The sequence below is a fragment of the Streptomyces sp. NPDC006872 genome (genome assembly GCF_040635845.1).
In the GTDB taxonomy this organism is placed as follows: domain Bacteria; phylum Actinomycetota; class Actinomycetes; order Streptomycetales; family Streptomycetaceae; genus Streptomyces.
Genome location: NZ_JBEYIL010000001.1, coordinates 1,035,888 through 1,062,033, shown reverse-complemented (window position 1 = coordinate 1,062,033; position 26,146 = coordinate 1,035,888). Strand labels below are relative to the sequence as shown.

2 protein-coding genes are annotated in these 26,146 nt (G+C 75.7%); both read right to left on the bottom strand.

What is annotated here, in order from left to right; genetic code table 11:
* Positions 1-63 precede the first annotated feature (63 nt).
* Positions 64-11,859: an SDR family NAD(P)-dependent oxidoreductase gene (locus tag ABZ725_RS04715; protein WP_358801283.1), complete on the bottom strand. Its 11,796-nt coding sequence runs from the start codon at positions 11,857-11,859 to the stop codon at positions 64-66.
* A gap of 5 nt (positions 11,860-11,864) precedes the next feature.
* Complete coding sequence (locus ABZ725_RS04710) at positions 11,865-26,135, bottom strand: type I polyketide synthase (protein WP_358801282.1); 14,271 nt, start codon at positions 26,133-26,135, stop codon at positions 11,865-11,867.
* Between the last annotated feature and the right edge of the window lie 11 nt (positions 26,136-26,146).

Genomic DNA, 26,146 nt, shown 5'->3' with positions numbered 1-26,146 from the left:
CCCAGATCAGGACCGCGAACACCCCTAAGTTCGGGGCCCGTCGGCCCGGGTAGGGGCCGTGTTTCAGGACAGGCCGAACTCGTCGCCGAGCAGGGTGACGAGCTCCTCGGCGCTCACCGAGTCGAGGTCGACGTCGTCGTCCTCGCGATCGGCGTCGGTGGCTTCCGCGGTCTCCTCCAGGGCCGCCAGGAGCACCCGTAGCCGGGTGGTCAGCGCTCCTCGGTCCTCAGCGGCGGGGGCCGTCGAGCGGAGCGCGGTCTCCAGTTCGCGCAGGGCGTCGAGGGCGGGGTCGGTGGCGGTGGCGGTGTCCAGTTCCATGCCGGTGAGCAGACGGGCGGCCAGCGCCCGGGGGTTGGGGTGGTCGAAGACGAGGGTCGCGGAGAGCCGTACGCCGGTGAGGGCGCTGAGCCGGTTGCGGAGGTCGACGGCCATCAGGGAGTCGAAGCCGAGGCTCTTGAACGCCTTGGTGACCGGTACCGCCTCCGCCGACGGCAGGGCGAGGACCGAGGCGACCTCGGTGCGGACGAGGTTCTCCAGGGCGCCGACCCGGTCGTCCGGGGACAGCGGGCGCAGCCGGTCGCGGAGCCCGGTGAGGCCGGCGCCGGGGTCGGTGCGGCGTCGGGGTGCGGGCGCCAGGCCGCGCAGGGCGGCGGGCAGGGCGGCGCGGTCGGTGGCGGACAGGCCGCCGGGTTCGAAGCGGAAGGGCAGCAGCACGGGTGCGCCGCTGGTGTGCGCCGCGTCGAAGAGGGCGAGTCCGTCGTCGGGGGTCAGGGGCAGCATGCCCGCGCGGGAGATGCGGCGCAGGTCGGCGGCGGCGAGCTGGGCGGTCATGCCGGCGCTGCTCTCCCAGGGGCCCCAGGCGAGCGAGAGGGCGGGCAGGCCGTCGGCCCGTCGGCGCAGGCACAGGGCGTCGAGGTAGGCGTTGGCGGCCGCGTAGGCGGACTGTCCGCCGCCGCCGAGGGCGCCGGCGAGGGAGGAGCAGACGACGAAGGCGCGCAGGCCGAGCGGGGCGGTGAGGTCGTGCAGGTTCGCCACGGCGTCGATCTTGGGGCGGAGCACCCGGTCGACCTGTTCGGCGGTGAGGGTGCCGAGCATGCCGTCGTCGACGACGCCGGCGGCGTGCACGACGGCCGTCAGGGGTGCGGTGGCCGGGATCCGGTCGAGTACGGCGGCCAGGGCTTCGCGGTCGGCGGCGTCGCAGGCGGCTGTGTGGACGTCGGCTCCCGACTCGGCGAGTTCGCTGCGGAGTTCGGCCATGCCGGGGGTCTCCTCGCCGCGGCGGCCGAGGAGCAGGAGGTGGCGTACGCCGTGTTCGGTGACCAGGTGGCGGGCGAGGAGTCCGCCGATCATTCCGCCTGCGCCGGTGATGAGGGTGGTGCCCTCGGTCGGCCAGGGGTCGGCCGGGGCGGCGCCGGTCGTGGCGGTCTCCTGGTCGGTGTGGCGGGCGAGGGCCGGGACGAGGGTCAGGTCGCCGCGGATCGCGAACTGGGCGGCCTCGGTGGTCTCGGTGCGGGCCAGGATCTGGGACCGGGTGAGGTCTTCGAGGGCGGTGTCGGGGTCCAGGTCGACCAGGACCAGGCGGTCGGGGTGTTCGAGTTGGGCGCTGCGGGCCAGGCCCCAGGTGGCGCTGTGGGCCAGGTCGCCGATGCCTTCGCCGGGCAGGGCCTCGACCGCGCCGCGGGTGCACAGCACGAGTCGGCTCTTGACGAAGTGCTCGTCCTCGACCCAGGTGCGCAGGGTGTCCAGGGCGGTGTGCACGGCGGTGCGGGCGGCCGTCGGGTCGACGGCGGCGGTGGTCGGGGCGCAGGCCAGGAGGACCTGGTCGGGGGCCGCGCCGCCGTCGGCGAGGTGCCGGCGCAGGGCGGCGAGGTCCGGGTAGTGGTCGATCTCGGGGTCCTGGGGGGCCTCGGGGCCGAGCAGGGCCCAGCGGACGGTCGGGGCGCCCGCGGTCTCCGGGCGGGTGGCGGGCGTCCAGTCCATGCGGAACAGGGAGGACGCGGCCGCGGACGAGCCGAGTTGGGCGCGGGAGACGGCGCGCAGGCTGAGGCCGCCGACGGAGACGAGGGGGCGTCCGTCGCCGTCCCAGAGGGTGGCGATGACCTCGTCGGCGCCGGGGCCCGCGGCGAGGCGGATCCGGCAGGCGGTGGCGCCGGGCGCGGGCACGGCGACGTCGCGCCAGGCGAACGGCAGGAACGGGCCGTTGCCGCGGTCGGCGGTGGGCAGGAAGGCGAGTGTGTGCAGGGCGGCGTCCAGCAGGGCGGGGTGGACGCCGAAAGCCGGGGCGTCGTCGGCCGCCTGCGCGGGCAGCGTGACCTCGGCGTAGACCTCGTCGCCGTGCCGCCAGGCGGCGGTCAGGCCCTGGAACACCGGCCCGTAGGCGGTGCCGGCGGCGGCCAGGTCCGCGTAGAACGCGTCGAGCGGGACGGGTTCGGCGCCCTGCGGCGGCCACAGGACCGGCGGGGCTTCGGGGTGGGCGACCGGACCGGCCGCCAGCCGGCCCTCGGCGTGCCGGGTCCAGTCGGCGGCTCCCGCGGGGCGGGAGTAGACGGCAACCGGCCGGTGGTCGTCGTCCGTGGTCTCGCCGACGACGACCTGGACGGTGACGCCGCCGTGCTCGGGCAGGATCAGCGGGCGGTGGACGACGAGTTCCTCCAGCTCGCCGGTGTCCAGGCGGCTGCCCGCCCAGAGGGCGAGTTCGAGGAAGCCGGTGCCGGGGAACAGGACGGCGTCCAGGATGCGGTGGTCGGCCAGCCAGGGCTGGGCGGCCAGGGAGAGTTCGCCGGTGAACAGGACGTCGCCGCCGGAGGCGGCGCTGACCATCGCGCCGAGCAGCGGGTGCCCGGTGTCGTCGAGGCCGGCGGCGGAGAGGTCGCCGCGGTCGGCGGTGGATTCGGCGGGCCAGTAGGGGGCCCGTTGGAAGGAGTAGGTGGGCAGGTCGGCCCAGCGGGCGTCGGCGTCGGCGAAGACGGCGTCCCAGTCGACGGTGACGCCGTGCACATGGGCGCGGGCCAGGGCGGTCAGCAGGGTGGCCGGTTCGGATCCGTCGCGGCGCAGGAGCGAGGTGCACACGCCGGCGGGGGCGGTGTCGAAGCAGTCCTCGGCCATCGTGGTGAGGGTGGCGTCCGGGCCCAGTTCCAGGAATCCGGTGACGCCCGCGTCCGCGAGGGCGGCGACGCCGTCGGCGAAGCGGACCGTGTGGCGGGCGTGCCGTACCCAGTACCGGGGGTCGGCGATCTCGTCGGCGCCGAGGACGGCTCCGGTGAGGTTGGAGACGACCGGAATGTGGGGCGCGGCGAAGTCCAGTCCGGCGACCAGTTCGCCGAACTCCGCGAGCATGGGTTCCATGAGCGGCGAGTGGAAGGCGTGGCTCACGTCGAGCCGCCGGATGCGGCGGCCCTCGGCGGTGAAGTGCGCGGCGAGCGCCTCCACGGCTTCGGTCGTGCCGGAGAACACCACCGAGCGGGGGCCGTTGACGGCGCCGAGGTCCACGCTGCCTGCGTGGTCGCCGAGCACCTCGGCGAGTGCGGCGAGCGCCTCCGTCTCCCCGGTCTGGACGGCGAGCATGGCGCCGCCGGCCGGGAGGGCCTGCATGAGCCGGCCGCGGGCGACGACGAGCCGGGCGGCGTCGGCGAGGTCCAGGGCGCCCGCCACATGGGCGGCGGCGATCTCGCCGACGGAGTGGCCGAGGACGTAGTCGGGGGTCACGCCCCAGGAGGCGAGCAGCCGGAACAGGGCCGTTTCCAGGGCGAACAGGGCGGGCTGGGTGAGTGCGGTGCGGTCGAGTTCGGCGGCCTCGGCGGTGAACACGGTGTCGCGCAGCGGCCGTCCGAGCAGCGGGTCCAGGTGGGCGCAGGCCTCGTCGAAGGCGCGGGCGAACGCGGGGAACGCCGCGTGCAGTTCGCGTCCCATGCCGGGTCGCTGGGAGCCCTGTCCGGCGAACAGCAGGGCGAGACCGCCCTCGCCCGCGGTGCCGTGCAGCAGCCCTTCGGGGGTGTGTCCGGCGGCGAGCCCGGCGAGCGCGGTGAGTGCCTGCGCCCGGTCGGTGACGGGCAGTGCGGCCCGGTGTTCGAGGGCGGCGCGCCGGGTGGCGAGCGCGTGGCCGATGTCGGTGACGGAGCCCTGCGGCCGGTCCTGCAGCCAGGTCAGGAGGGTCTCGGCCTGGGCGCGCAGGGCGGGTTCGTCGTGCCCGGACAGCAGCCACGGGGTGACGGGCAGGGGGGTCTGGTCGGTGGCGGCTGCGGGCTCGGGTTCGGCGGCCTGTTCGAGGATGACGTGGGCGTTGGTGCCGCTGACGCCGAAGGAGGACACCCCGGCCCGGCGGGGTCGGCCCGTGTCGGGCCAGGGACGGGTCTCGGTGAGCAGGTCGACGGCGCCCTCGCTCCAGTCGACGTGCGGGGTGGGCTCGTCGATGTGCAGGGTGCGGGGCAGCACGCCGTGCCGCAGGGCCTGCACGGTCTTGATGACTCCGCCGATGCCGGCGGCGGCCTGGCTGTGCCCGATGTTGGACTTCAGGGAGCCGAGCAGCAGCGGCCGCTCCGGGTCCCGGTCGCGTCCGTAGGCGGCGAGGATGGCCTGGGCCTCGATGGGGTCGCCGAGGGTGGTGCCGGTGCCGTGCGCCTCGACGGCGTCGACGTCGGCGGGGGTCAGCCCGGCCCGCTCCAGGGCCTGGCGGATGACGCGCTGCTGGGAGGGGCCGTTGGGCGCGGTGAGGCCGTTGGACGCGCCGTCCTGGTTGACGGCGCTGCCGCGGAGCACCGCGAGCACCTGGCGGCCGTGGCGGCGGGCGTCGGAGAGCCGTTCGAGGAGGACCATGCCGGTGCCCTCGGCCCAGCCGGTGCCGTCGGCGCCGGCCGCGAAGGCCTTGCAGCGGCCGTCGGGCGAGAGTCCGCCCTGCTTGGCGAAGTCGTCGAAGAGGAACGGGCTGGTCAGCACGGCGACGCCGCCGACGAGGGCGAGATCGCAGTCGCCGTCGCGCAGCGACTGGGCGGCGGTGTGCAGGGCGACCAGGGAGGAGGAGCAGGCCGTGTCCACCGTGACGGCGGGCCCCTCCAGGCCGAGCACATAGGCCACGCGGCCGGAGACCACGCTGGTGGCGGCGCCGGTCACGCCGTATCCGGCGAGGGCCTGTGAGCCGCGCCGGAACAGGCTGGTGTACCCGGAGGCGGCGGCGCCGACGAAGACGCCGGTACGGCTGCCGCGCAGGCGCGCGGGGGCGATGCCGGCGCGTTCGAGGGCTTCCCAGGAGGTCTCGAGCAGCAGCCGCTGCTGGGGGTCCATGGTGAGGGCCTCGCGGGGGGAGATGCCGAAGAACCCGGGGTCGAAGTCGGCGACCCGGTCGATGAATCCGCCCTGCTGGGGCACGGAGCCGTCGGCGGGCGCGGTGTCGCTCCAGCCGCGGTCGGCCGGGAAGCCGGCGATGGCGTCCCGTTCCTCCAGGCAGAGGTTCCAGAGGTCTTCCGGGGAGCTGACGCCGCCCGGGTAGCGGCAGGCCATGCCGACGATGACGAGGGGGTCGTCGTCGGTGCGGGCGACGGCGGCCGGGGTGGTGCGGGCGGCGGGGGCGGTCGTGGGCTCGTCGAGGCCGTCGAGGAGTTCGGCGGCGAGGAAGTCGGCGAGCTCGCCGGGGGTCGGGTGGTCGAAGACCACGGTGACGGGCAGCCGGAAGCCGACGGCGCCGGTGAGCCGGTTGCGGAACTCCACGGCGGTCAGCGAGTCGAAGCCGAGCTCGCGGAACGGCGCGGTGGAGCCGACGGCGTCCGGGTCGGCGTGCCCGAGGACGGTCGCCGCGTGCGAACGGACCAGCTGGAGCAGGATCCGCATCCGTTCGGTGCCGGTGAGCGGGATCAGCCGCTCGCGCAGCGAGCCGCTGTCGGCGTCCACGGAGCGGCGTCCGGTCCGGCGGGCCGCCGTGGGCACCAGCGCCCGCATGATGGGCGGGATGCGGCCGGTGGTCCCGGCGAGGGCGGCGGGGTTGAGCTTGGCGGGGACGAACTGGGCGCGGTCGGTGCGGCACGCCAGGTCGAACGCGGCGAGCCCTTCTTCGCTGGTCATGGGCACGATGCCGCCGCGGCTCAGGCGCTGCATGTCGCGGTCGTCGAGGTGGCCGGACATCTCGCTGCGCTGGGCCCAGAAGCCCCAGGCGAGGGAGAGTCCGGGCAGCCCCTGGGCGCGCCGGTGGGAGGCGAGGGCGTCGAGCATCACGTTGGCGGCCGCGTAGTTGGCCTGGCCGGGGGCGCCCATGGTGCCCGCCATGGACGAGAACAGCACGAAGGCGCCCAGGTCGCGGTCGCGGGTGAGTTCGTGCAGGTTGAGCGCGCCGGCCACCTTGGGGCGCAGCACCTCCCGGACGCGTTCGGCGGTCAGGGACTCGATGAGGCCGTCGTCCAGGGCGCCGGCGGTGTGCAGGACGGCGGTGAGCGGGCGGTCGGCGGGGATGTCCGCGAGCAGGGCGGCGAGTTGACCGCGGTCGGCGATGTCGCAGGCGGCGAGGGTGACCTGGGCGCCGGCCTCGGTGAGCTCCGCGGCGAGTTCGGCGGCGCCCGGGGCTTCGGGGCCGCGTCGGCTGGTGAGCAGCAGGCTGCGCACGCCGTGTTCGGTGACCAGGTGGCGGGCGAGGAGCGTGCCGATCATGCCGGTGCCGCCGGTGATCAGGACGGTGCCGTGGGCGGGGAACGGGTCGCCGGGGAGGGTGAGGACGGCCTTGCCGACGAGCGCGGCCTGGCTCAGCGCGCGGAAGGCGGCGCGGGCGTCGCGGATGTCCCAGGTGTTGAGGTGCGGGGGCCGCAGGACGCCGCTCTCGAACAGTTCGGTGAGGGTGGTCAGCATCTCGTGGATGCGGTCGAGCCCGGCCTCGGGCAGGTCGTACGCCTGGTAGGCGACGCCCGGGTGGGCGGCGGCGACGGCGGCGGGGTCGCGTTTGTCGGTCTTGCCCATCTCCAGGAAGCGTCCGCCGCGCGGCAGCAGCCTGAGGCCCGCGTCGACGAACTCCCCGGCCAGACAGTCGAGGACGATGTCCATGCCGTGGCCGTCGGTGGACTGCAGGAACCACTGCTCGAAGTCGAGGGTGCGCGAGTTGGCGATGTGCGCGCCGTCCAGGCCGTGGGCGCGCAGGGTGTCCCACTTGCCGGGGCTGGCCGTGGCGTAGACGTCGGCGCCGAGGTGGCGGGCGAGCTGGACGGCGGCGCTGCCGACGCCGCCGGCCCCGGCGTGCACGAGGACGTTCTGCCCGGGGCGCAGCCCGCCGAGGTCGACGAGTCCGTAGTACGCGGTCATATAGGCGACGGAGACCGACGCGGCCTCTTCGAACGTCCAGCCTTCGGGAATGCGGTGGACGGTGCGTTCGTCGGCGACGGTCACCGGGCCGAAGACCTCGGTGGACAGGCCGAACACCCGGTCGCCGACCCGGTGGTGGGTGACGTCCGCGCCGACGCCGGTGACGACGCCGGCGATCTCCCCGCCGATCCCGGTCAGTCCGGGCACCAGGTCGAGGGCGACGACGACGTCCTTGAAGTTGATGCCGGCGGCGCGGACGGCGATCCGTACCTGCCGGGGTTCGAGCGGGCCGAGCAGCTCCGGGCGGGCGACGGCCGTCAGGCCCTCGATGGTGCCGGGCCGGGTGTTCTCCAGCAGCCAGGCGCTCTCCCCGGCCGGCGGCAGGATGGTGCCGGCCGGGTCCCAGCGGGTCAGGCTCGGGCCGCGCGACACGCCTGCGCGCAGGGCGAGTTGCTCCTGCGGGGAGTCCAGCGCCGGGCCGAGCGCGGCGCTCGACTCGTCGGTGGTGTCGAGGTCGAGGAGGGCGAAGCGTCCGGGGTGCTCGTTCTGGGCGGAGCGCAGCAGGCCCCAGACGCCGGCCGCGGCGAGGTCGGTGACGTCCTCGCCGGGCGCGGTGGCGACCGCGCCGCGGGTGACCACGACGAGCCGGGCGTCGTCGAGCCGTTCGTCGGCGATCCAGGCCTGGAGCAGTGCCACGGCGTCGACGACCGGATCGCCGAGCCGTTCGACGGCCGGTGCGCCCGGGTCGCCGGCGACCGACAGCAGCGCGGTGACCGCGCCGGTGTCCGCGGCCACGAGCGCGGCGAGTTCGGCCACGTCGGCGACGCGCTCGGCGCCGGGCAGGGCGGCGGCGAGGCCGAGCGGGTCGGCGCCCAGCAGGACCCGCCGGGTCGCGGTCGTCGTCTCGTCCGTCCGCACGGTCTTCCAGTCGAGCAGGTGCAGGGTGTCGGTGCGGACGGTGTTCAGCGCGGCCTCGGTCATCCGGCGGACCACGAGGGAGTCGACCGAGACGACGGGGTCGCCGGCCTCGTCGGCGACGGTGAGCGTGAACTCGCTGTCGCCGCGCCGGGCGAGCCGTACCCGCAGCCGGGCGCAGCCGGTGGCGTGCAGCCGCACTCCGGCCCAGGAGAACGGCATGCCGACTCCGCCGCCGTCGTCGCCGTCCCAGGTGAACATGGAGTGCAGGGCGGCGTCGAAGAGGGCGGGGTGCAGGCCGAAGCGCTGCGCCGTGGAGTGCTGGTCGGCGGGCAGGGCCACCTCGGCGTAGATCTCGCCGTCGAGGTGCCACACCCGGCTCAGGCCGCGGAACTCGGGCCCGTACCGGTATCCGGCGGCGGCCATCCGGTCGTAGAGGCCGGCGATGTCCACGGCCTCGGCGCCCTCGGGCGGCCAGACACCGCCGAGGCCCTCGGGCGCCTCGGTCGTGTCGGCCGCATCGGGGGCGAGGAGGCCGGAGGCGTGCCGGGTCCAGACGGTGTCGGCGGTGGCGTCGTCGGGCCGGGAGTGGACGGAGATCTGGCGGGCGCCGGACTCGTCGGGCGCCTCGACGAGCGCCTGGACGACGACTCCTCCGGTGGCGGGCACGACGAGCGGGGTGTGCAGGGTGAGTTCCTCGATCCGCCCGCAGCCGACCTGGTCGCCGGCGAGGACGGCCAGCTCCACGAAGCCGGTGCCGGGAAAGATGATCCGGTCGGCGACGCCGTGTCCGGCCAGCCAGCGCTGGGCGGTCAGGGACAGCCGGCCGGTGAGGACCGCGCCGTCGCCGTCGGCCAGCCGGACCAGGGCGCCGAGCAGCGGGTGGTCGACCGAGGACAGGCCGACGGAGCCGACGTCGCCGGTGCGGTCGGCGGCCTCGGCCCAGTACCGGGTGCGCTGGAAGGCATAGGTGGGCAGTTCGACGGTGCGGGCGCCGGTGCCCGCGAACACCGCGGTCCAGTCGACGCGGACACCGCCGAGGTGCGCCTTGGCGAGCGAGGTCAGCATCCGGCCGAGGCCGCCCTCGTCACGGCGCAGGGACTCCACGACGACGCCGGGCGCGCCGGTGGCGTCGACGGTCTGCTCGACGCCCATGGCGAGCACCGGATGGGCGCTGCACTCGACGAACGCGCTGTGGCCGTCGTCGAGCAGGGCGCGGACGACCGGTTCGAAGAGGACGGGTCCGCGGGTGTTGTCGTACCAGTAGTCGGCGTCCATGGTCGCGGTGTCGATGAGACCGCCGGTCATCGTCGAGTACAGCGGCACGGTCCCGGAGCGAGGGCGCACGGGAGCCAGGAGCTCCAGCATCCGCTCGCGCAGCGGGTCGACGAGCGGGCAGTGCGACGGCACGGTGGCGGCGACGATCCTGGCGCGCACCTGTTCGCGGGTGCACTCGGCGACGAACTCCTCCAGCGCCTCGGAGTCCCCGGCGACGGCGACGATCCGGGGGCCGTTGACGCCGGCCACGGACAGCCGGTCCGCCCAGCGGGTCAGGCGCTCGCGGACCTCGTCGGCGGGCAGTGCCACGGAGGCCACGGCGCCCTTGCCGACGAGTGTGTCCGCCAGCAGTCGGCTGCGCAGGCAGATCACCCGGGCCGCGTCCGTCAGGCTGAGGCCGCCGGCCACGTGGGCGGCGGCGACCTCGCCCTGCGAGCCGCCGACGACGGCGTCGGGCTGCACGCCGTAGGACCGCCACAGCTCGGCCAGCGACACCATGACGGTGAACAGGACGGGCTGGATGACCTCGATGCGGTCCATGGAGGCGGCGCCGGGCTCGTCGCGCAGCACGTCGAGGAGGTTCCAGTCCACGAACTCCTCGATCGCCGACGCGCATTCGGCGGCCTTGGCCGCGAACACCGGGGAGGCGTCGAGGAGTTCGCGGGCCATGCCGGTCCACTGGGAGCCCTGACCGGGGAAGACGAAGACGACCTTGCCCTCGGCGGGGCTGCCGCGCAGCACGCCTTCGGCCGGGCGGTCGGCGGCGAGCGCGTCCAGGGCGTCGAGGAAGCCGTCCCGGTCGGCGGCGAGCACCGCGGCCCGGTGCTCCAGGCCGGTGCGGGTGGTGGCGAGGGAGAGCGCCACGTCGGCGTCGCTCGTCTCCGGCCGGGCCAGCAGGTGGGCGTGCAGGGCGCGGGCCTGGGCGCGCAGCGCGGGCTCGCCGCGCGCGGAGAGCACCCAGGGCAGCAGCGGAAGGGCGGCCGTCGCCGGTGCCTCGTCGTGCTCCTGCTCGGGGGCCTCTTCGAGGATGACGTGTGCGTTGGTGCCGCTGATGCCGAAGGCGGAGACGGCGGCCAGGCGGGGTGTGTCGGAGGCGGGCCAGTCGCGGGCCTCGTCGAGGAGTTCGACGGCGCCGGCCGACCAGTCGACGTTCGGGGTGGGCTCCCCGGCGTGCAGGGTCTTCGGCAGGACGCGGCGGCGCAGCGCCTGCACGGCCTTGATCACACCGCCGACGCCGGCCGCGGCCCCGCTGTGCCCGATGTTCGACTTCAGCGAGCCCAGCCACAGCGGCCGGTCGGCGGCCTTGGCCCGGCCGTAGGTGGCCAGCAGCGCGTCGGCCTCGATGGGGTCGCCGAGGCTGGTGCCGGTGCCGTGCGCCTCGAGCAGGTCCACCTCGCCCGGTGACACGCCCGCGTTGGCCAGCGCCTGCCGGATGACCCGCTGCTGGGAGGGGCCGTTGGGCGCGGTGAGGCCGTTGGAGGCGCCGTCCTGGTTGACGGCCGAGCCGCGCAGCACGGCGAGCACGCGGTGCCCGTGGCGGCGGGCGTCGGAGAGCCGCTCGACGGCGAGGACGCCGACGCCCTCGCTCCAGCCGGCGCCGTCGGCCGCCGCCGAGAACGCCTTGGAGCGGCCGTCGGGCGACAGCGCCCGCTGCGCGGACAGGGCGACGTGGACCGCCTCGGTGGACAGTGTGGTCGCGCCGCCGGCCAGGGCCAGGTCGCACTCGCCGCCCCGCAGGGCCTGGGCGGCCAGGTGCAGGGCCACCAGGGAGGAGGAGCAGGCGGTGTCGACGGTGACCGCGGGTCCCTCCAGGCCCAGGACGTAGGAGATCCGGCCGGACAGCACGCTGTTGGAGGTGCCGGTGCCGCCGTGGGCGTCCAGCCCGTCCCGGGAGGCGGCCAGCAGGGTGCCGTAGTCCTGCTGGTTGATTCCGGCGAACACTCCGGTGCGGCTGCCGCGCAGCGCCTGGATGTCGAGGCCGGCCTGTTCCAGCGCCTCCCAGGAGGTCTCCAGGAGCAGCCGCTGCTGGGGGTCCATGGCCTGGGCCTCGCGCGGGGAGATGCCGAAGAAGGCCGCGTCGAACGAGGCGATGTCGTCGACGAACCCGCCCTCGCGGGCGTAGCAGGCGCCCGGGTGGTCGGGGTCGGGGTGGTGCAGGGCGTCCAGGTCCCAGCCGCGGTCGGTGGGGAAGGGGCCGACGGCGTCGGTCCCGTCCGCCACCAGCCGCCACAGGTCCTCGGGCGAGGTCACCCCGCCGGGGTAGCGGCAGGCCATGCCGACGATCGCGATGGGCTCGGCGCTGCGGGACTCCAGTTCGGTGACGCGTCGGCGGGTTTTGTGCAGGTCCGCGCTGACCCGCTTGAGGTAGTCACGCAGCTGCTGCTCGTTGGCCATCGGGCTCAGTCCTCTCCGAGTTCCACGTTGATGAAGTCGAAAAGCTCTTCATCCGTGGCGGAATCGAGCTTGCTGGTGACGTCCGCTCCGTCGGCGTCGTCGGGGGCGCGCCCGTCGGTGCTCCAGGCGGCGGCCAGGGCGCGCAGCCGGGCGGCGATCTGTTCGCGGTCGGCGGCCTTGGCGGGCCCTCCCGCGAGCGCGGCCTCCAGGTGGTCGAGCTGGGCGAGCACCGGCAGCGGCGCCCCGGCGACGGATGCCAGCACCTTGCCTTCCAGGTGTTCGGCGAGCGCGGTCGCCGTGGGGTGGTCGAAGACCAGCGCGGCGGAGAGCCGGACGCCGGTCTCGGCGATCAGCGCGTTGCGCAGCTCGACCGCGGTGAGCGAGTCGAATCCCAGCTCCCGGAAGGGGAGTTTGGGGTCGACGGGCGTGTCGGCGGAGTAGTCGAGCACGGTGGCCACCTGCCGCTGGATCAGCTCGAGGAGCAGCTTGCGGCGTCCGCTCCCGGACTGTCCGGCCAGTTGCTGCGCGAAGGTCTCCCCGGTCCGCGCACCGGCCGCCGCGGCCCGTCGCAACGGCATGCGGACCAGTCCGCGGAACGCGGCGGGCAGGGTCGATCCGGCCGCCTTGCGGCGCAGTACGGCCGGGTCCAGGCCCATCGGGACGAGGGTGACGGCGTCGGACTGCCAGGCCGCGTCGAACAGTGCGAGGCCCTGGCGCGGGGTGAGCGCGAGGACTCCTGCCTGGGCCATCCGCCGTCGGTCGACGTCGGAGAGTCCGGCGGACATGCCGGCCGCGGTCTCCCACAGGCCCCAGGCGAGCGAGGTCGCCGGGAGGCCGACCGCCCGCCTGCGGTGGGCGAGGGCGTCCAGGAAGGCGTTGGCGGCCGCGTAGTTGGCCTGTCCGGCTCCGCCGAACGTGCCGACTCCGGAGGAGAAGAGCACGAAGTGGGTCAGTTCCAGTCCGGCGGTCAGTTCGTGCAGGTGCTGTGCCGCGTCGACCTTGGGCCGCAGCACGGTGTCGACCCGTTCGGGTGTGAGCGTGGTGAGCACGCCGTCGTCGACGACTCCGGCGATGTGCACGACGGCGGTCACCGGGTGCTCGGCCGGGACGTCGGCGAGGACGGCCGCGAGGGCCGCGCGGTCGGCGGTGTCGCAGGCGACGAGGTTCGCCTCGGCGCCGAACCCGGCGAGTTCCCGGAGCAGTTCGGCGGCGCGTGGGTCGTCCGGCCCCTTCCGGCTGAGCAGCAGCAGCCGACGGACGCCGTGGGCGCTCGCCAGATGCCGCACGATCTCGGTGCCGATGCCGCCGCTCGCGCCGGTGACCAGCACCGTGCCGGACGCGTCGGCCGGCGCGGCGCCGGACTCGGGTCGTTCCGTCACCCGGGCGAGCCGGGGGATGAGCAACCGGCCGTCGCGTACGGCGAGTTGGGGCTCGTCCTCGGCCAGGGCGGTGGCGACGGCCGCGGCCAGCAGGTCGGCGTCGGCGTCCCGGGTTCCGAGGTCGACCAGGACGAACCGGTCCGGGTTCTCCACCTGTGCGGACAGCAGCAGCCCACGGGCCGCCGCCTGCGCCGGGTCGACCGGGGTGGCGTCCCCGGTGGCGGTGGCCGCCCTGGTGACGAGGACGAACCTGGCGCCGGCCGATCGGCCGTCCGCGAGCAGTTCCTTGACCTGCTCCAGGGTGCGGTGCGCGGTGTGCCGTACGGACTCGACGGGGTCGCCGGGTTCGGTGTCCACGGACAGGACGACGAGGTCCACCGGGCGGTCGAGGGAGGCGAGGTTCTGGTGGGTCTCCACGTCGGCGCCCCGCTCGGCGAGGGCCTTGGCGAGGGCCTCCGCGGCGGTGCCCACCACGGCCCAGGTCGTGGCCGGTCCGGGGTCCGTGGCCGGCACGGGCGTCCAGGTCAGCCGGTAGAGCCCGGCGGCAGTGGTCGGGGTCGTGCGTTCGGCGGAGCCGACCCGGCGCACCCGGACCCGGTCCATCGTGAGCACCGGTTCGCCCGCCGGGTCCGACAGCAGCACGGTGACGGTGTCGGGGCCGGAGCGGGTCAGGTGGGCGCGCAGTTCGGTGGCGCCGGTGGCGTACCGGGTGACGCCGGCGAAGTGGACGGGTTCCCCGGCCGCCAGTTCGGCGATCAGATCGGTCAGTCCGGTCAGCAACTGCGGGTGCAGTCCGTGGCGGTCGGCGTCGGCCGCCTCCTGCTCGGTCAGTGCGAGCTCGGCGACCAGTTCGTCCTCGCCGCCGGCGGGATCCGGTGCGGACGTCGGCCGGGCGGCCGCCCGGCCGAGCACACCGGAGGCGATCCGGGTCCAGGACTCCTCACCCGTCTCACCGGAGCCGGCCCCCAGGTGGAGGGCGAAGTCGCGGTCGCCGTCGTCGTCCGGCGCCGTCACCACCAGTTGCAGCGGTGTCCGTGGGGCGCCGGAAACGGCGGTGTCGACGTCGAGTGCGGCGATCCGGTCGCAGCCGAGACCGCCGCCCGCCCACAGCACCAGGTCGAGGAGGTCGCCGACGCCGGCGCCGGTGTCGGGCAGGCTGCCGCCGAAGAGGTGGCCGCCCGTGTGGGGCAGCGGAACGGCCGCGGTGAGCAGCGGATGGCCGGTGCCCGCCAGCCCCGCGCCGGCCAGCGCCTCGGCGCCGCCGGTGGGTGCGTCGAGCCAGTACCGCCGGTGCTGGAAGGCGTAGGTGGGCAGGTCGACGCGGCGGGCTCCGGTGCCGTCGAAGCAGGCGGCCCAGTCGACGCGTCCGGTGCGCACGTGCAGCCTGCCGAGCGCGCTGAGCAGGGTCCTCACCTCGTCGCGGTCCCGGCGCTGGGCGGCGATGCCGGTGGCGCGGTCGGCGGCGGACTCCTCGGCCATGGCGGTCAGCACGCCGTGCGGGCCCAGTTCCAGGAAGGTCGTCACGCCGTCGTCGAGGAGGCTTCGCACCCCGTCCGCGAACCGCACCGGCTGCCGTACCTGCCGGACCCAGTACGCCGGGTCGCACAGCTGTCCGGGGGTGGCGGGCTCGCCGGTCAGGTTGGAGATGACGGTGAGCTCGGGCTCGGCGTAGGCGACGCCGGCCAGTTCGCGCTCGTACGCGGCGAGCATCGGCTCCATCAGGGGCGAGTGGAAGGCATGGCTCACGCTGAGCCGCTTGGTGCGCAGCCCGGCCTCGGCGAGCCGCGCCTCGGCGGCCGTGACGGCCTCCTCGGCGCCGGACAGCACGATCGCGGCCGGGCCGTTGACGGCGGCGACGGCGACCTCGGCGAAGGCGTCGCCGAGCAGCGCGGCCACCTCGTCCTCGGCGGCGGCGACGGACAGCATCGCGCCGCCCTCGGGCAGTTCCTGCATCAGCCGGGCCCGGGCGGCGATCACCCGGGCCGCGTCGGCGATCGACCAGACGCCGGCCACGTGCGCGGCGGCCAGTTCGCCGACCGAGTGACCGAGCACGGCGTCGGGCCGTACGCCCCAGTGCTCCAGCAGCCGGAACAGCGCCACCTCGAAGGCGAACAAGCCGGTCTGGGTGTAGAGGGTCCGGTCGATCGACTCGGCGTCGGACGTGCCGGGTTCGGCGAGGACGACCGTGCGCAGCGGGCGCGGCAGATGCCGGTCGAGCGCGTCGCACACCTCGTCGAAGGCGGCGGCGAAGACCGGGAACGCGGCGTACAGCTCCCGGCCCATGCCGGCCCGCTGGGCGCCCTGTCCGGTGAAGAGGAAGGCGAGCCCGCCGTCGGCGCGGTCCTCGGCGACGGCGTGCGCGGTCAGGTCGGCCAGGCTTCGGCGCAGTTCGTCCGGGTCGGCGGCGACGACGACCGCGGCGCGGTCCAGGACACCGCGGGTGGTGGCCAGGGAGTAGGCGAGGTCGGCGACCTCGGCTCCGCCCTCGTCCAGCACGGCGGCGAGCCGGGCGGCCTGCTCGGGCAGCGCCTCCCGGGTGCGGGCGGACAGCACGAGCGGCACGGGGAGGCCGGTCCCGGCCGGTGTCTCCGCCGGGGGCCGAACGGGCTCGGCGGGCTCGGCGGGCGCTTCCTCCAGGATGACGTGCGCGTTGGTGCCGCTGATGCCGAAGGCGGAGACCGCGGAGCGGCGGGGTGTGCCGGCGCTGTCCCAGGGCCGGGCCTCGACGAGGAGTTCCACCGCTCCCGAGGTCCAGTCGACGTGCGGGCTGGGGGCGTCGACGTGCAGGGTGCGCGGCAGCAGTTCGTGCCGCATGGCCTGCACCATCTTGATGACTCCGGCGACCCCGGCGGCGGCCTGGCTGTGCCCGATGTTGGACTTGACCGAGCCGAGCCAGAGCGGACGGCCGTCGGGGCGTTCCTGTCCGTAGGTGGCCAGCAGGGCCTGTGCCTCGATCGGGTCGCCGAGGGTGGTGCCGGTGCCGTGCGCCTCGACGGCGTCCACCTCGGCGGCGGACAGCCCGGCGTTGACCAGCGCCTGCCGGATGACGCGCTCCTGGGCGGGGCCGTTGGGCGCGGTGAGCCCGTTGGACGCGCCGTCCTGGTTCACGGCGCTGCCGCGGACCAGGGCCAGCACGGGGTGGCCGAGGCGGCGGGCGTCGGAGAGCCGCTCCACCAGCAGCACGCCGGCGCCCTCGCCGAGGGCGAACCCGTCCGCGGCGGCGGCGAACGGCTTGCAGCGGCCGTTCTCGGCGAGTCCGCGCTGCCTGCTGAAGGCCACGAAGGAGGTGGGGTCCGGCATGACGGTGGCGCCGCCCGCGACCGCCAGATCGCACTCGCCGTCGCGCAGCGCCTGCGCGGCCAGGTGCAGGGCCACCAGTGAGGAGGAGCAGGCCGTGTCCACGGTGAGCGCGGGGCCCTGGAGGCCGAGCGAGTAGGAGATCCGGCCGGAGGCGATGTTGGAGGAGGCGCTGACCAGGTAGCCCTCCATGCCGTCGGCGGCGCCGCGCAGTCGGGTGCCGTAGGCCTGGTCGGTCATCCCGACGTACACCCCGGTCCGGCTGCCGTGCAGCGACTTCGGGGCGATGCCCGCGCGCTCCAGTGCCTCCCAGGTGGTTTCCAGGAGCAGCCGGTGCTGCGGGTCCATGGCCTGGGCCTCGCGGGGCGAGATGCCGAAGAAGCCGGGGTCGAACAGGGCGGCGTCGTGCAGGAATCCGCCGTGGTCGACGTAGCTGGCGCCCTGCCGGTCGGGGTCGCTGTCGAGGAGCCGGTCGAGGTCCCAGCCCCGGTCGGCGGGGAACGCGGTGATCAGGTCCGTCTCGTCGCGGACGGCCTGCCAGAGGTCCTCGGCGGAGGCGATGTCGCCGGGGTAGCGGCAGGCCATGGCGACGATGGCGATCGGTTCGTCCTGGTCGACCCGTACGACGGTGGCCGGTTCGGCCCGCCGGTCGGTGCCGCCGGTGTCCAGCCCGCGGGCCAGGACCTGGGCCAGTTCGGCGATGGTCGGGTGGTCGAAGACGACGGTGGCCGGCAGTTTGAGGCCGGTGGCGGTGCTGAGCCGGTTGCGCAGTTCGACCGCGGTGAGCGAGTCGAAGCCCAGGTCCTTGAGCGGCCGGGCGGGGTCCACGGACTGCGCGTCGTCATGGCCGAGGACCGACGCCGCCTGCTCGCGCACCAGCTCGCGCAGTGCGGCCGAGCGCTTGGGGCCCGACAGTGCGGCCAGCCGCAGGGCGAGCGGCGGGGCCGCGGCGTCCGGTGCGGCGGCCTCCGTCTCCAGCCGGGCTTCGGGCAGTTCGTCCAGCAGCCGGCTGGGCCGTTCGAAGGTGAACTGCGGGGTGAACAGAGTCCAGTCGACGTCGACCAGCAGCATCGACGACTCGCCCTCCGCCAGCACCGCGGCGAGCGCGGAGACCGCGAGGTCCGGATCGACGAGCGGCAGGCCCTTGCGGGAGAGGGTGTCGAAGATCGGGTCGTCGGCCATGCCGCCGCCGGCCCAGGGCGCCCAGGCGAGGGACACGGTGTGCACGCCGGCCGCGCTGCGGGCCTCGGCCCGGGCGTCGAGCACCCCGTTGGCCGCGGCGTAGACGCCGTGGTTGCCGGCGCCCCAGGAGGCGCTGATGGAGGAGAAGTAGACGACGGCGTCGAGCTGGCCGGGGTCCAGGGCCGCTTCGAGGTTCGCGATGCCGGCCACCTTCGCGGCCATCGCCTCGGCCAGGTCGTCCAGGCCCGCCTCGACGAGCGGTCCGAGTCCGCCGGCGCCGGCCGTGTGCACGACGGCGCCGATCCGGTCCCCGGCGCGCTGGGCCTCGGCGACCATCGCGGCCACCTGCTCCGGGTCGGCGAGGTCGCAGGAGAGCAGGCTCACCCGGACGCCGAGCGCGCCCAGTTCGTCGGCGAGTTCGTCCGCGCCGGGCGCGAGGGCGCCGCGCCGGCTGGTGAGGACGAGGTGCTCGGCGCCCTCGCGGGCCAGCCATCGGGCGACCCGCCCGCCGAGCGCCCCGGTGCCGCCGGTGATCAGCACGGTGCCGTGCGGCCGCCAGCCCGCGGCGGGGCGGGGAGTGGCGTGCACCAGACGACGGCCGAACGCGCCGGAGGGGCGCAGGGCCACCTGGTCCTCGCCGTGCGAGCCGGTGAGGACCGCGGCGAGCCGGCCCGCCGTGGTGTCGTCGAAGGTGTCGGGCAGGTCGACGAGGCCGCCCCAGGTGTGCGGGGACTCGAGCGCGGCGACCCGGCCCAGGGCCCATACGGCCGCCTGCTCGGGGTGGGCGGGCGCGGCGTCGTCGTCGGTGGCGACGGCGCCGTGGGTCAGGCACCACAGCGGTGCGGTGACCGAGGCGTCGGCGAGCGCCCGCAGCAGGGCGAGGCTGAGTGCCGCTCCGGCGGGGACGACGGGCCGCTGCGGGTGCGGTGTTCCGTCGGTGGCGGTCAGGGAGAGCACTCCGGCCGGTTCGGCGTCGCCGAGTGCGGCGCGCACCGCGGTGGCCAGGGCGGTGTGGTCCGCCGCGGAGTCGACGCTCAGCACCACCAGTTCGTCCGCGAGTTCCCGCAGGGTCCGGGTGGCGGCGAGGGCGGCGGGGGCGTCCGCCGTGCCGTCCGGCGCGACCAGCAGCCAGGTGCCGGGCAGGGTGGGCGACGCGGGCTCGGGTTCGGGCAGCCGGTGCCAGGCGACGCGGTAGCGCCAGGAGTCGATGACGGCCTGTTCCCTGCGGCCGCGCCGCCAGGCGGACAGGGCCGGCACGACGGCGCGCAGCGGTTGTTCGTCGGACAGGCCGAGGGTGCCCGCGAGGGCGGGCAGGTCCTGCTGGTCGACGGCCTGCCAGAAACGCTCGTCCTGGGGGTCGGCAGCGGCGGACGGCCGGGGCGCCGGCCAGTAGCGGGTGCGCTGGAAGGGGTAGCGGGGCAGCTCCAGGGGCGGGCCGTCGACGGTGTCGAAGGCGGGTGTGAAGTCGACGGGGACACCGTGCGCCCACAGTTCGGCCAGCGCGGTGTGCAGGCGCCCGAGTCCGCCGTCGTCGCGGCGCAGGGTGCCGGTCACCACCGGGTCGGCGGCGGCGCGCTCCGCGGTCTCGGTGAGCGCGGCGCCGAGCACCGGGTGCGGGCTGACCTCGACGAACACGTCGTAGCCCTGTTCGACGAGGGCGGTGACGGACGGTTCGAGGAGCACCGGCTCGCGCAGGTTGCGGTACCAGTAGGCGGCGTCGAGGCCGGTGGTGTCCTGCCAGTCGGCGGTGACGGTGGAGAAGAAGGGGATGGCTGCGGGGCCGGGGCGGACCGGGCCGAGGGCGGCCAGGATCTCGTCCTCGATCCGTTCGACCTGCGCCGAGTGCGAGGCGTAGTCCACGTCGATCCGCCGGGCGCGGGCGCCCTCGGCGCGGGCGTGCGCCAGCAGTTCCTCCAGTGCGGCGGGCTCGCCGGAGAACACCACCGAGGAGGGGCCGTTCACGGCCGCCACGGAGATCCTGTCCTGCCAGCGGGGGAGCCACTGTTCGGCCTCGGCGAGCGGGACGCCGACGGAGACCATGCCGCCCTCGCCGACGAGCGCGAGCAGCGCCTTCGCGCGCAGGGCGACCACCCGGGCCGCGTCGTCCAGGGACAGCGCCCCGGCGACGCAGGCCGCGGCGATCTCACCCTGGGAGTGTCCGGCGACCGCGGCGGGCACCACCCCGTACGAGCGCCACAGCGCCGCCAGCGACACCATGACCGCGAACAGCACCGGCTGGACGACGTCGACCCGTTCCAGCGGTGTGCCCGAGCGGACGAGTTCGGTCACGGAGAAGCCGGTGTACGGCTCCAGGGCGCGGTCGCACTCGGCCCAGCGGGCGGCGAACTCCGGTGAGGCGTCGAGGAGTTCGGCGGCCATGCCGGGCCACTGCCCGCCTTGCCCGGGGAAGACGAGGACCGGGCCCCGGCCGGCCTGGCGGGCGGTGCCGGTGACGGCGCCGTCGGCGGGCCGCCCCGCCGCGACCGCGCGCAGCGCGTCGAGGAGCGCGCCGTGTTCCGTGCCCAGCACGACGGCCCGCTGCTCGAAGTCGGAACGGGAGGTGAGCAGGGCGTGCCCCACCTCGGCGACGGACGGTTCCCGCTCGGCGACCTGGACGGCGAGCCGCTCGGCCTGGGCGCGCAGCGCCTCCGGCGTCCGGGCGGACAGCAGCCACGGCACGGCGGTCCCGCCCCGCGCGGCGGCGGGGTCGGCGGCGGGCCGCTCCTCGGCCGGGGCGGCGGGGAGCGGTCCCTGTTCCAGCACGACGTGCGCGTTGGTGCCGCTGACGCCGAAGGCGGAGACGCCCGCGCGGCGGGGCCGGCCGGTCTCGGGCCAGGCGCGGTTGGCGGTGAGGAGTTCGACGCTGCCGGCCGTCCAGTCGACCTCGGGGGTCGGCTCGTCGACGTGCAGCGTCTGCGGCAGGACGCCGTTCCGCATGGCCTGCACCATCTTGATCACGCCGCCGACGCCGGCCGCCGCACCGCTGTGCCCGATGTTCGACTTCAGCGAGCCCAGCCACAGCGGCTGTTCCTCGGACCGGTCGCGTCCGTAGGTGGCCAGCAGGGCCTGTGCCTCGATCGGGTCGCCGAGCGTGGTGCCGGTGCCGTGCGCCTCCACGGCGTCGACGTCCGTGGCGGACAGTCCGGCGGTGGCCAGCGCCTGCCTGATCACCCGCTGCTGTGCGCCGCCGTTGGGCGCGGAGAGCCCGTTGGACGCGCCGTCGGAGTTGATGGCGCTGCCCCGGATCGTGGCCAGCACGCGATGCCCGTTGCGCTGGGCGTCGGAGAGCCGCTCCACCACCAGGACGCCCACGCCCTCGGACCAGTTGGTGCCGTCGGCGGTCGCGGCGAAGGCCTTGCAGCGGCCGTCCCGGGCCAGTCCGTTCTGCCGACCGAAGTCGACGAACGCGCCGGGCGTGGAGATGACGGAGACTCCGGTGGCGAGCGCGAGGTCGCACTCGCCCCGGTGCAGGGCGCCCACCGCCATGTGCAGGGCGACCAGCGACGAGGAGCACGCCGTGTCGACGGTGACCGCGGGACCGTGCAGGCCGAGGGCGTACGCGACGCGGCCGGAGATGACGCTGGCGGCGGTGCCGGTGCTCAGGTATCCCTCGGCCTCCGGCGCGCCGGCCAGGACCACGCCGTAGTCGGAGCCCGCGGCGCCGGCGAAGACCCCGGTGCGGCTGCCGCGCAGGGCGGCCGGGGCCAGCCCGGCGCCTTCCAGGGCTTCCCAGGACACTTCGAGCAGCAGCCGCTGCTGGGGGTCCATGGCGGTCGCCTCGCGGGGGGAGATGCCGAAGAAGGCCGCGTCGAAGTCGGCCGCGTCGGGCAGGAATCCGCCCTTCAGGGCGAGGTCCGGCTCGGAGCGGCGCAGGGCGGAGAGGTCCCAGCCCCGGTCGGCGGGGAAGTCGCCGACGCCGTCGCGCCCCGAGTGGACGAGGTCCCACAGGTCCTCGGGGTCGTGCACGCCACCGGGGTAGCGGCAGGCCATGCCGACGATGGCGATCGGGTCGTCGTGGTCGGCCGTGGGCGTGGCGGCGTCCTCGCTGCGCCGGATCCCGGACAGTTCGGCCAGCAGGTGTTCGGCGACCGCGGTCGCGGTGGGGTGGTCGAAGACGAGGGTGGCGGGCAGCCGCAGCCCGGTCTCGGCGGCGATCCGGTCCCGGAACCGTACGGCCGCGAGGGATTCGAAGCCGAGGTCGCGGAAGGTGCTCAGGGGGTCGACGGCGTCGGCGCCGGCGTGGCCGAGCACGGCGGCGGCCTGCGCCCGGACCATCTCCAGCAGCTGATGTGCGCGGTCCGCGGCCGGAGCCGGCATCACCTCGGCCGGCTCGGGCACGGGCAGCGCCCGGACCGCGGGCAGGTCGGCGACGAGCGGACGGGGCCCGCGGCCGGTGAGGACCGGGTGGAACAGCTCCCAGTCGACGTCCGCGACGGCGTGCACGGCCTCGTCGGCGTCGAGCGCGTCGGCGAGCGCGGCCAGCGCGAGCGGGGCGGGCAGCGGAAGCAGACCGGGGATCGGCGAGGTTCCGCGGCCAGAGGTGCTTGCCCAGGGGCCCCAGGCGACGCAGGCGCCGCTCCGGCCGGCGAGCCTGCGGCGGGCGGCGAGGGACTCCAGGGCCGCGTGCGCGAGGGTGTGGACGACGTCCTCGGTGCCGCCCCAGGTCCCGGCGACGGTGGACAGCAGGACGAACGCGTCGAGGTCCGTGTCGAGGAACAGCTCTTCGAGCCGGGCGACGGTGCGCAGCCGGTCCTGGACGGCGCGGGCGAGGTCGGCCGGGGCGAGGTCGTCGACCGTGGACGGGCCGGCCGGGTCGATGCCGCTGAGGTGGGCGACCGCGGTCACCGCGGCGGGGTCCACCGGTGCGCGCCCGGAGTCGGGGTCCCACTCGGTGAGGGTGCACGGGCAGCCCGCGGCGTCCAGCACGGCGGCGTCGGGGACGGACGCGCCGGGGCGGTGCGCGAGGACGAGTTCGCGGGCGCCGTCGGCGGACAGGTACCGCAGCAGCTCCGGGGTCACGCCCTCGATGTCGCCGGTGATCAGGGCGGTGCCCGCGGTGGGCTCCGTGCGGCGGCGGGGTCGCTGCGCGGGCAGCAGCTTGCGGGCGTACACCCCGGTGGGCCGTACGGCGAGTTCGTCGCTGTCGCCGGGCGCCGCGAGCACGGCCGCGAGCATCCGCAGGGTGCGGGCGTCGAGATCGGCGGGCAGGTCCAGGACGCCGGCGGAGTGCAGCAGGCGGCCGAGACCCCACAGGGGGGACTGGGCCGTGCCGGGGGCAGGTTCCGTGTCGACGGAGACCGCGCCCCTGGTCGCGTACCACAGCGGGGCGCGCACTCCGGCGTCGGCGAGGGCCTGCCACAGGGTCAGGGCCGTTTCGAGCGGGTCGCCGGACCGGGCGGGCAGCGCGAGGACGCCCGCGAGGGGCCGGTCGGCGGGCAGCACGACCCGGAGGCGTTCGGCGAGGGCGGTCCTGTCCTCGCCGGGACGGGCGGTGAGCAGGATCGTCCGCTCGCCGAGGGCTTCGGCCGTCTCGGGGCCGTCGGCGCCGTCGGGGGCGACGACCAGCCAGGGGCCGGCCGGGCGGGCGCCGGCGTCGAGGCCGGTGACCGGCGTCCAGCCGACGTGGAGGCGTACGCGTCCGGCCTCGTCGGCCCCTCCGTCGGTGCGCGGGGTCACGGGGGCGGCGGACAGCCAGTACTGCTCGCGCTGGAAGGCGTAGGTGGGCAGTTCGGCGCGGACGCCGCCGCGGGCGCCCACGGTCGCCGCCCAGTCGACGGGCACGCCGTGCACGTGCAGTTCGGCCAGCGCGGTCAGGAAGGTGTCCGCCTCGGGCCGCTCATGCTGAAGCGTGGGCACCAGCGCCACATCCCGGCCCGGGTCGCCGAGGCCTTCGCGGGCCATCGCGACGAGCGCGCCGCCGGGGCCCAGTTCGAGGCAGGCGCTGACCGACCGGGCGGCCAGCCAGCGGACGCCGTCGTGGAACCGCACGGTCTCGCGGACCTGCCGTGCCCAGTACTCGGGCCAGTCGGTCGTCTCGGGGTCGAGGGGGGCTCCGGTCAGGTTGGACACGAAGGGGATGCGCGGCCGATGGTGCTCCAGCCCCTCGGCGACCTGCCGCAGCGGCTCCAGCATCGGTTCCATGTGAACGGAGTGCGCGGCGTGGCTGATGGCGAGCCTGCGGGTCTTGCGCCCGCGTTCCTCGCAGAGCCCCACGACCCGTTCGACGGCGTCGGCGTCGCCGGAGACCACCACGGCACGGGGCCCGTTGATCACGGCGATGGTCGCCCGGTCGCCGACGTCGGCCTGCGCGATGAGCTCGGCCAGCTCGTCCTCGGAGGTCTCCACGGCGACCGTCGCGCCGTCGGTGCGCAGCGTCTGCAGGAGCCGGCCGCGGGCGGCGACGAGGGTGCAGGCGTCGTCCAGGGAGAGCACTCCGGCGCAGTGCGCCGCGGCGAGTTCGCCTGTGGAGTGCCCGAGGACGAAGTCGGGGGTGACGCCGGCCTGTTCGACGAGCCGGAACAGCGCCACCTCCAGCGCGAACACCACGGCGAGCGCGTATCCGCTCTGCCTGATCAGCGGCAGCCCGTCCACGACCCGCCCGTCGAGGATGTCGTCCAGCGGGTGGGCGAGCTGCGGGTCGAGCCGCTCGCGCACCTCGTCGAAGGCCCGGGCGAACACGGGGAACGCCTCGTACAGTTCGCGTCCGACGCCGGCCCGTTGCGCGCCCTGTCCGGTGAAGAGGAAGGCGACGGGCCCGGTCGGCGCGGTCCGGCCCCGTACGACGCGGGGGTGGGCCTGTCCGGCGCCGAGTCCCGCCAGGCCGGCGAGGAGTTCGTCCCGGTCGCCGCCGAGCACGACCGCGCGGTGGGCGAGCCGGGCGCGGCCGGCGGCGAGCGACCAGGCGACGTCCAGCGGCGCGTGTCCCGGCCGGTCGGCGAGGTGCCGGTGCAGCCGACGGGCCTGGGCGCGCAGCGCCTCCTCGCTCGCGGCCGACACCGGCCACGGGACGGGTGCGCTCGGGGACGGGTCGGCGGCCGGTTCGGGGGCGGGGTCGGCGGCGGGGTCGTGCTCGAGGACGACGTGCGCGTTGGTCCCGCTGACGCCGAAGGAGGAGACGGCCGCGCGGCGCGGCCGGCCGGTGCTCGGCCACTCCTGCTCCTCGGTCAGCAGCCGTACGGCGCCGGCCGACCAGTCGACCTGGGGCGTCGGTTCGTCGACGTGCAGGGTGCGCGGCAGCACTCCGTGCCGCATCGCCAGCACCATCTTGATGAGGCCCGCCATACCGGCCGCGGCCTGGGTGTGGCCGATGTTGGACTTGACGGAGCCGAGCCAGAGCGGCTCGGCGCCGACCCGGTCCTGGCCGTAGGTGGCCAGCAGGGCCTGCGCCTCGATGGGGTCGCCGAGCCGGGTTCCGGTGCCGTGTGCCTCGACCGCGTCGACCTGGCCGACGCTGAGCTGGGCGTCGTCGAGCGCCTTGCGGATGACGCGGCGCTGGGCGGGCCCGCTGGGCGCGGTCAGGCCGTTGGAGGCGCCGTCCTGGTTGACGGCGCTGCCGCGGATCGTCGCCAGGACGGGCAGACCCGCCTCGCGGGCGGCGGACAGGCGGTGCAGGAGGACGACGCCGACGCCCTCGCCCCAGCCGGTGCCGTCCGCGGCCGCGGCGAAGGCCTTGCAGCGGCCGTCGCCGGCCATGCCGCCCTGCTCGGCTATCTCGGCGAACAGCTGGGCCTCCGCCATCACCGCGGCGCCGCCGACCAGCGCGAAGGAGCACTCCCCCGAGCGCAGCGCGCGTACGGCGAGGTGCAGGGCGACCAGGGAGGAGGAGCAGGCGGTGTCGATGGTGATCGCGGGCCCCTGGAGGCCCAGCGAGTAGGCGATCCGGCCGGAGGCGACGCTGCTGGTGGTGCCGGTCAGCACCAGGCCCTTGACCTCGTCGAGCTCTTCGGCGCCGCGGGGGCCGTACTTCTGGTCGGCCATGCCGATGAACACGCCGCCGTCGGTGCCGCGCAGCGCGGTGGGGTCGAGGCCGGCCCGCTCCAGGGTCTCCCAGGAGGTCTCCAGCAGCAGCCGCTGCTGGGGGTCCATCGCCAGCGCCTCGCGGGGGGAGATGCCGAACAGCCCGGCGTCGAATCCGGCGGCGTCGCCGAGGAAGCCGCCGGCCCGGCGGAAGGAGCCGGTCAGGTGGTCGGTGCGCCAGCCGCGGTCGGTGGGCCACCCCGCGATGGCGTCGTCGCCGCCCCGGACGACCTCCCAGAGGTCCTCCGGGGAGACGATGCCGCCGGCGAAGCGGCAGCCCATGGAGACGACGGCGATCGGTTCGGCGGCGCCCGCCTCCAGCTCCTGCACCCGCTGCCGGGTCCGCTTCAGGTCCGCGGTGACCCGCTTGAGATATTCGACGAGCTTGTCGTCATCCGCCACTGTGCTCAACT

Bases quoted from the DNA above. Each gene is read 5' to 3' on its own strand.
- ABZ725_RS04715 (WP_358801283.1), bottom strand. From the start codon at position 11,859: ATGGCCAACGAGCAGCAGCTGCGTGACTACCTCAAGCGGGTCAGCGCG.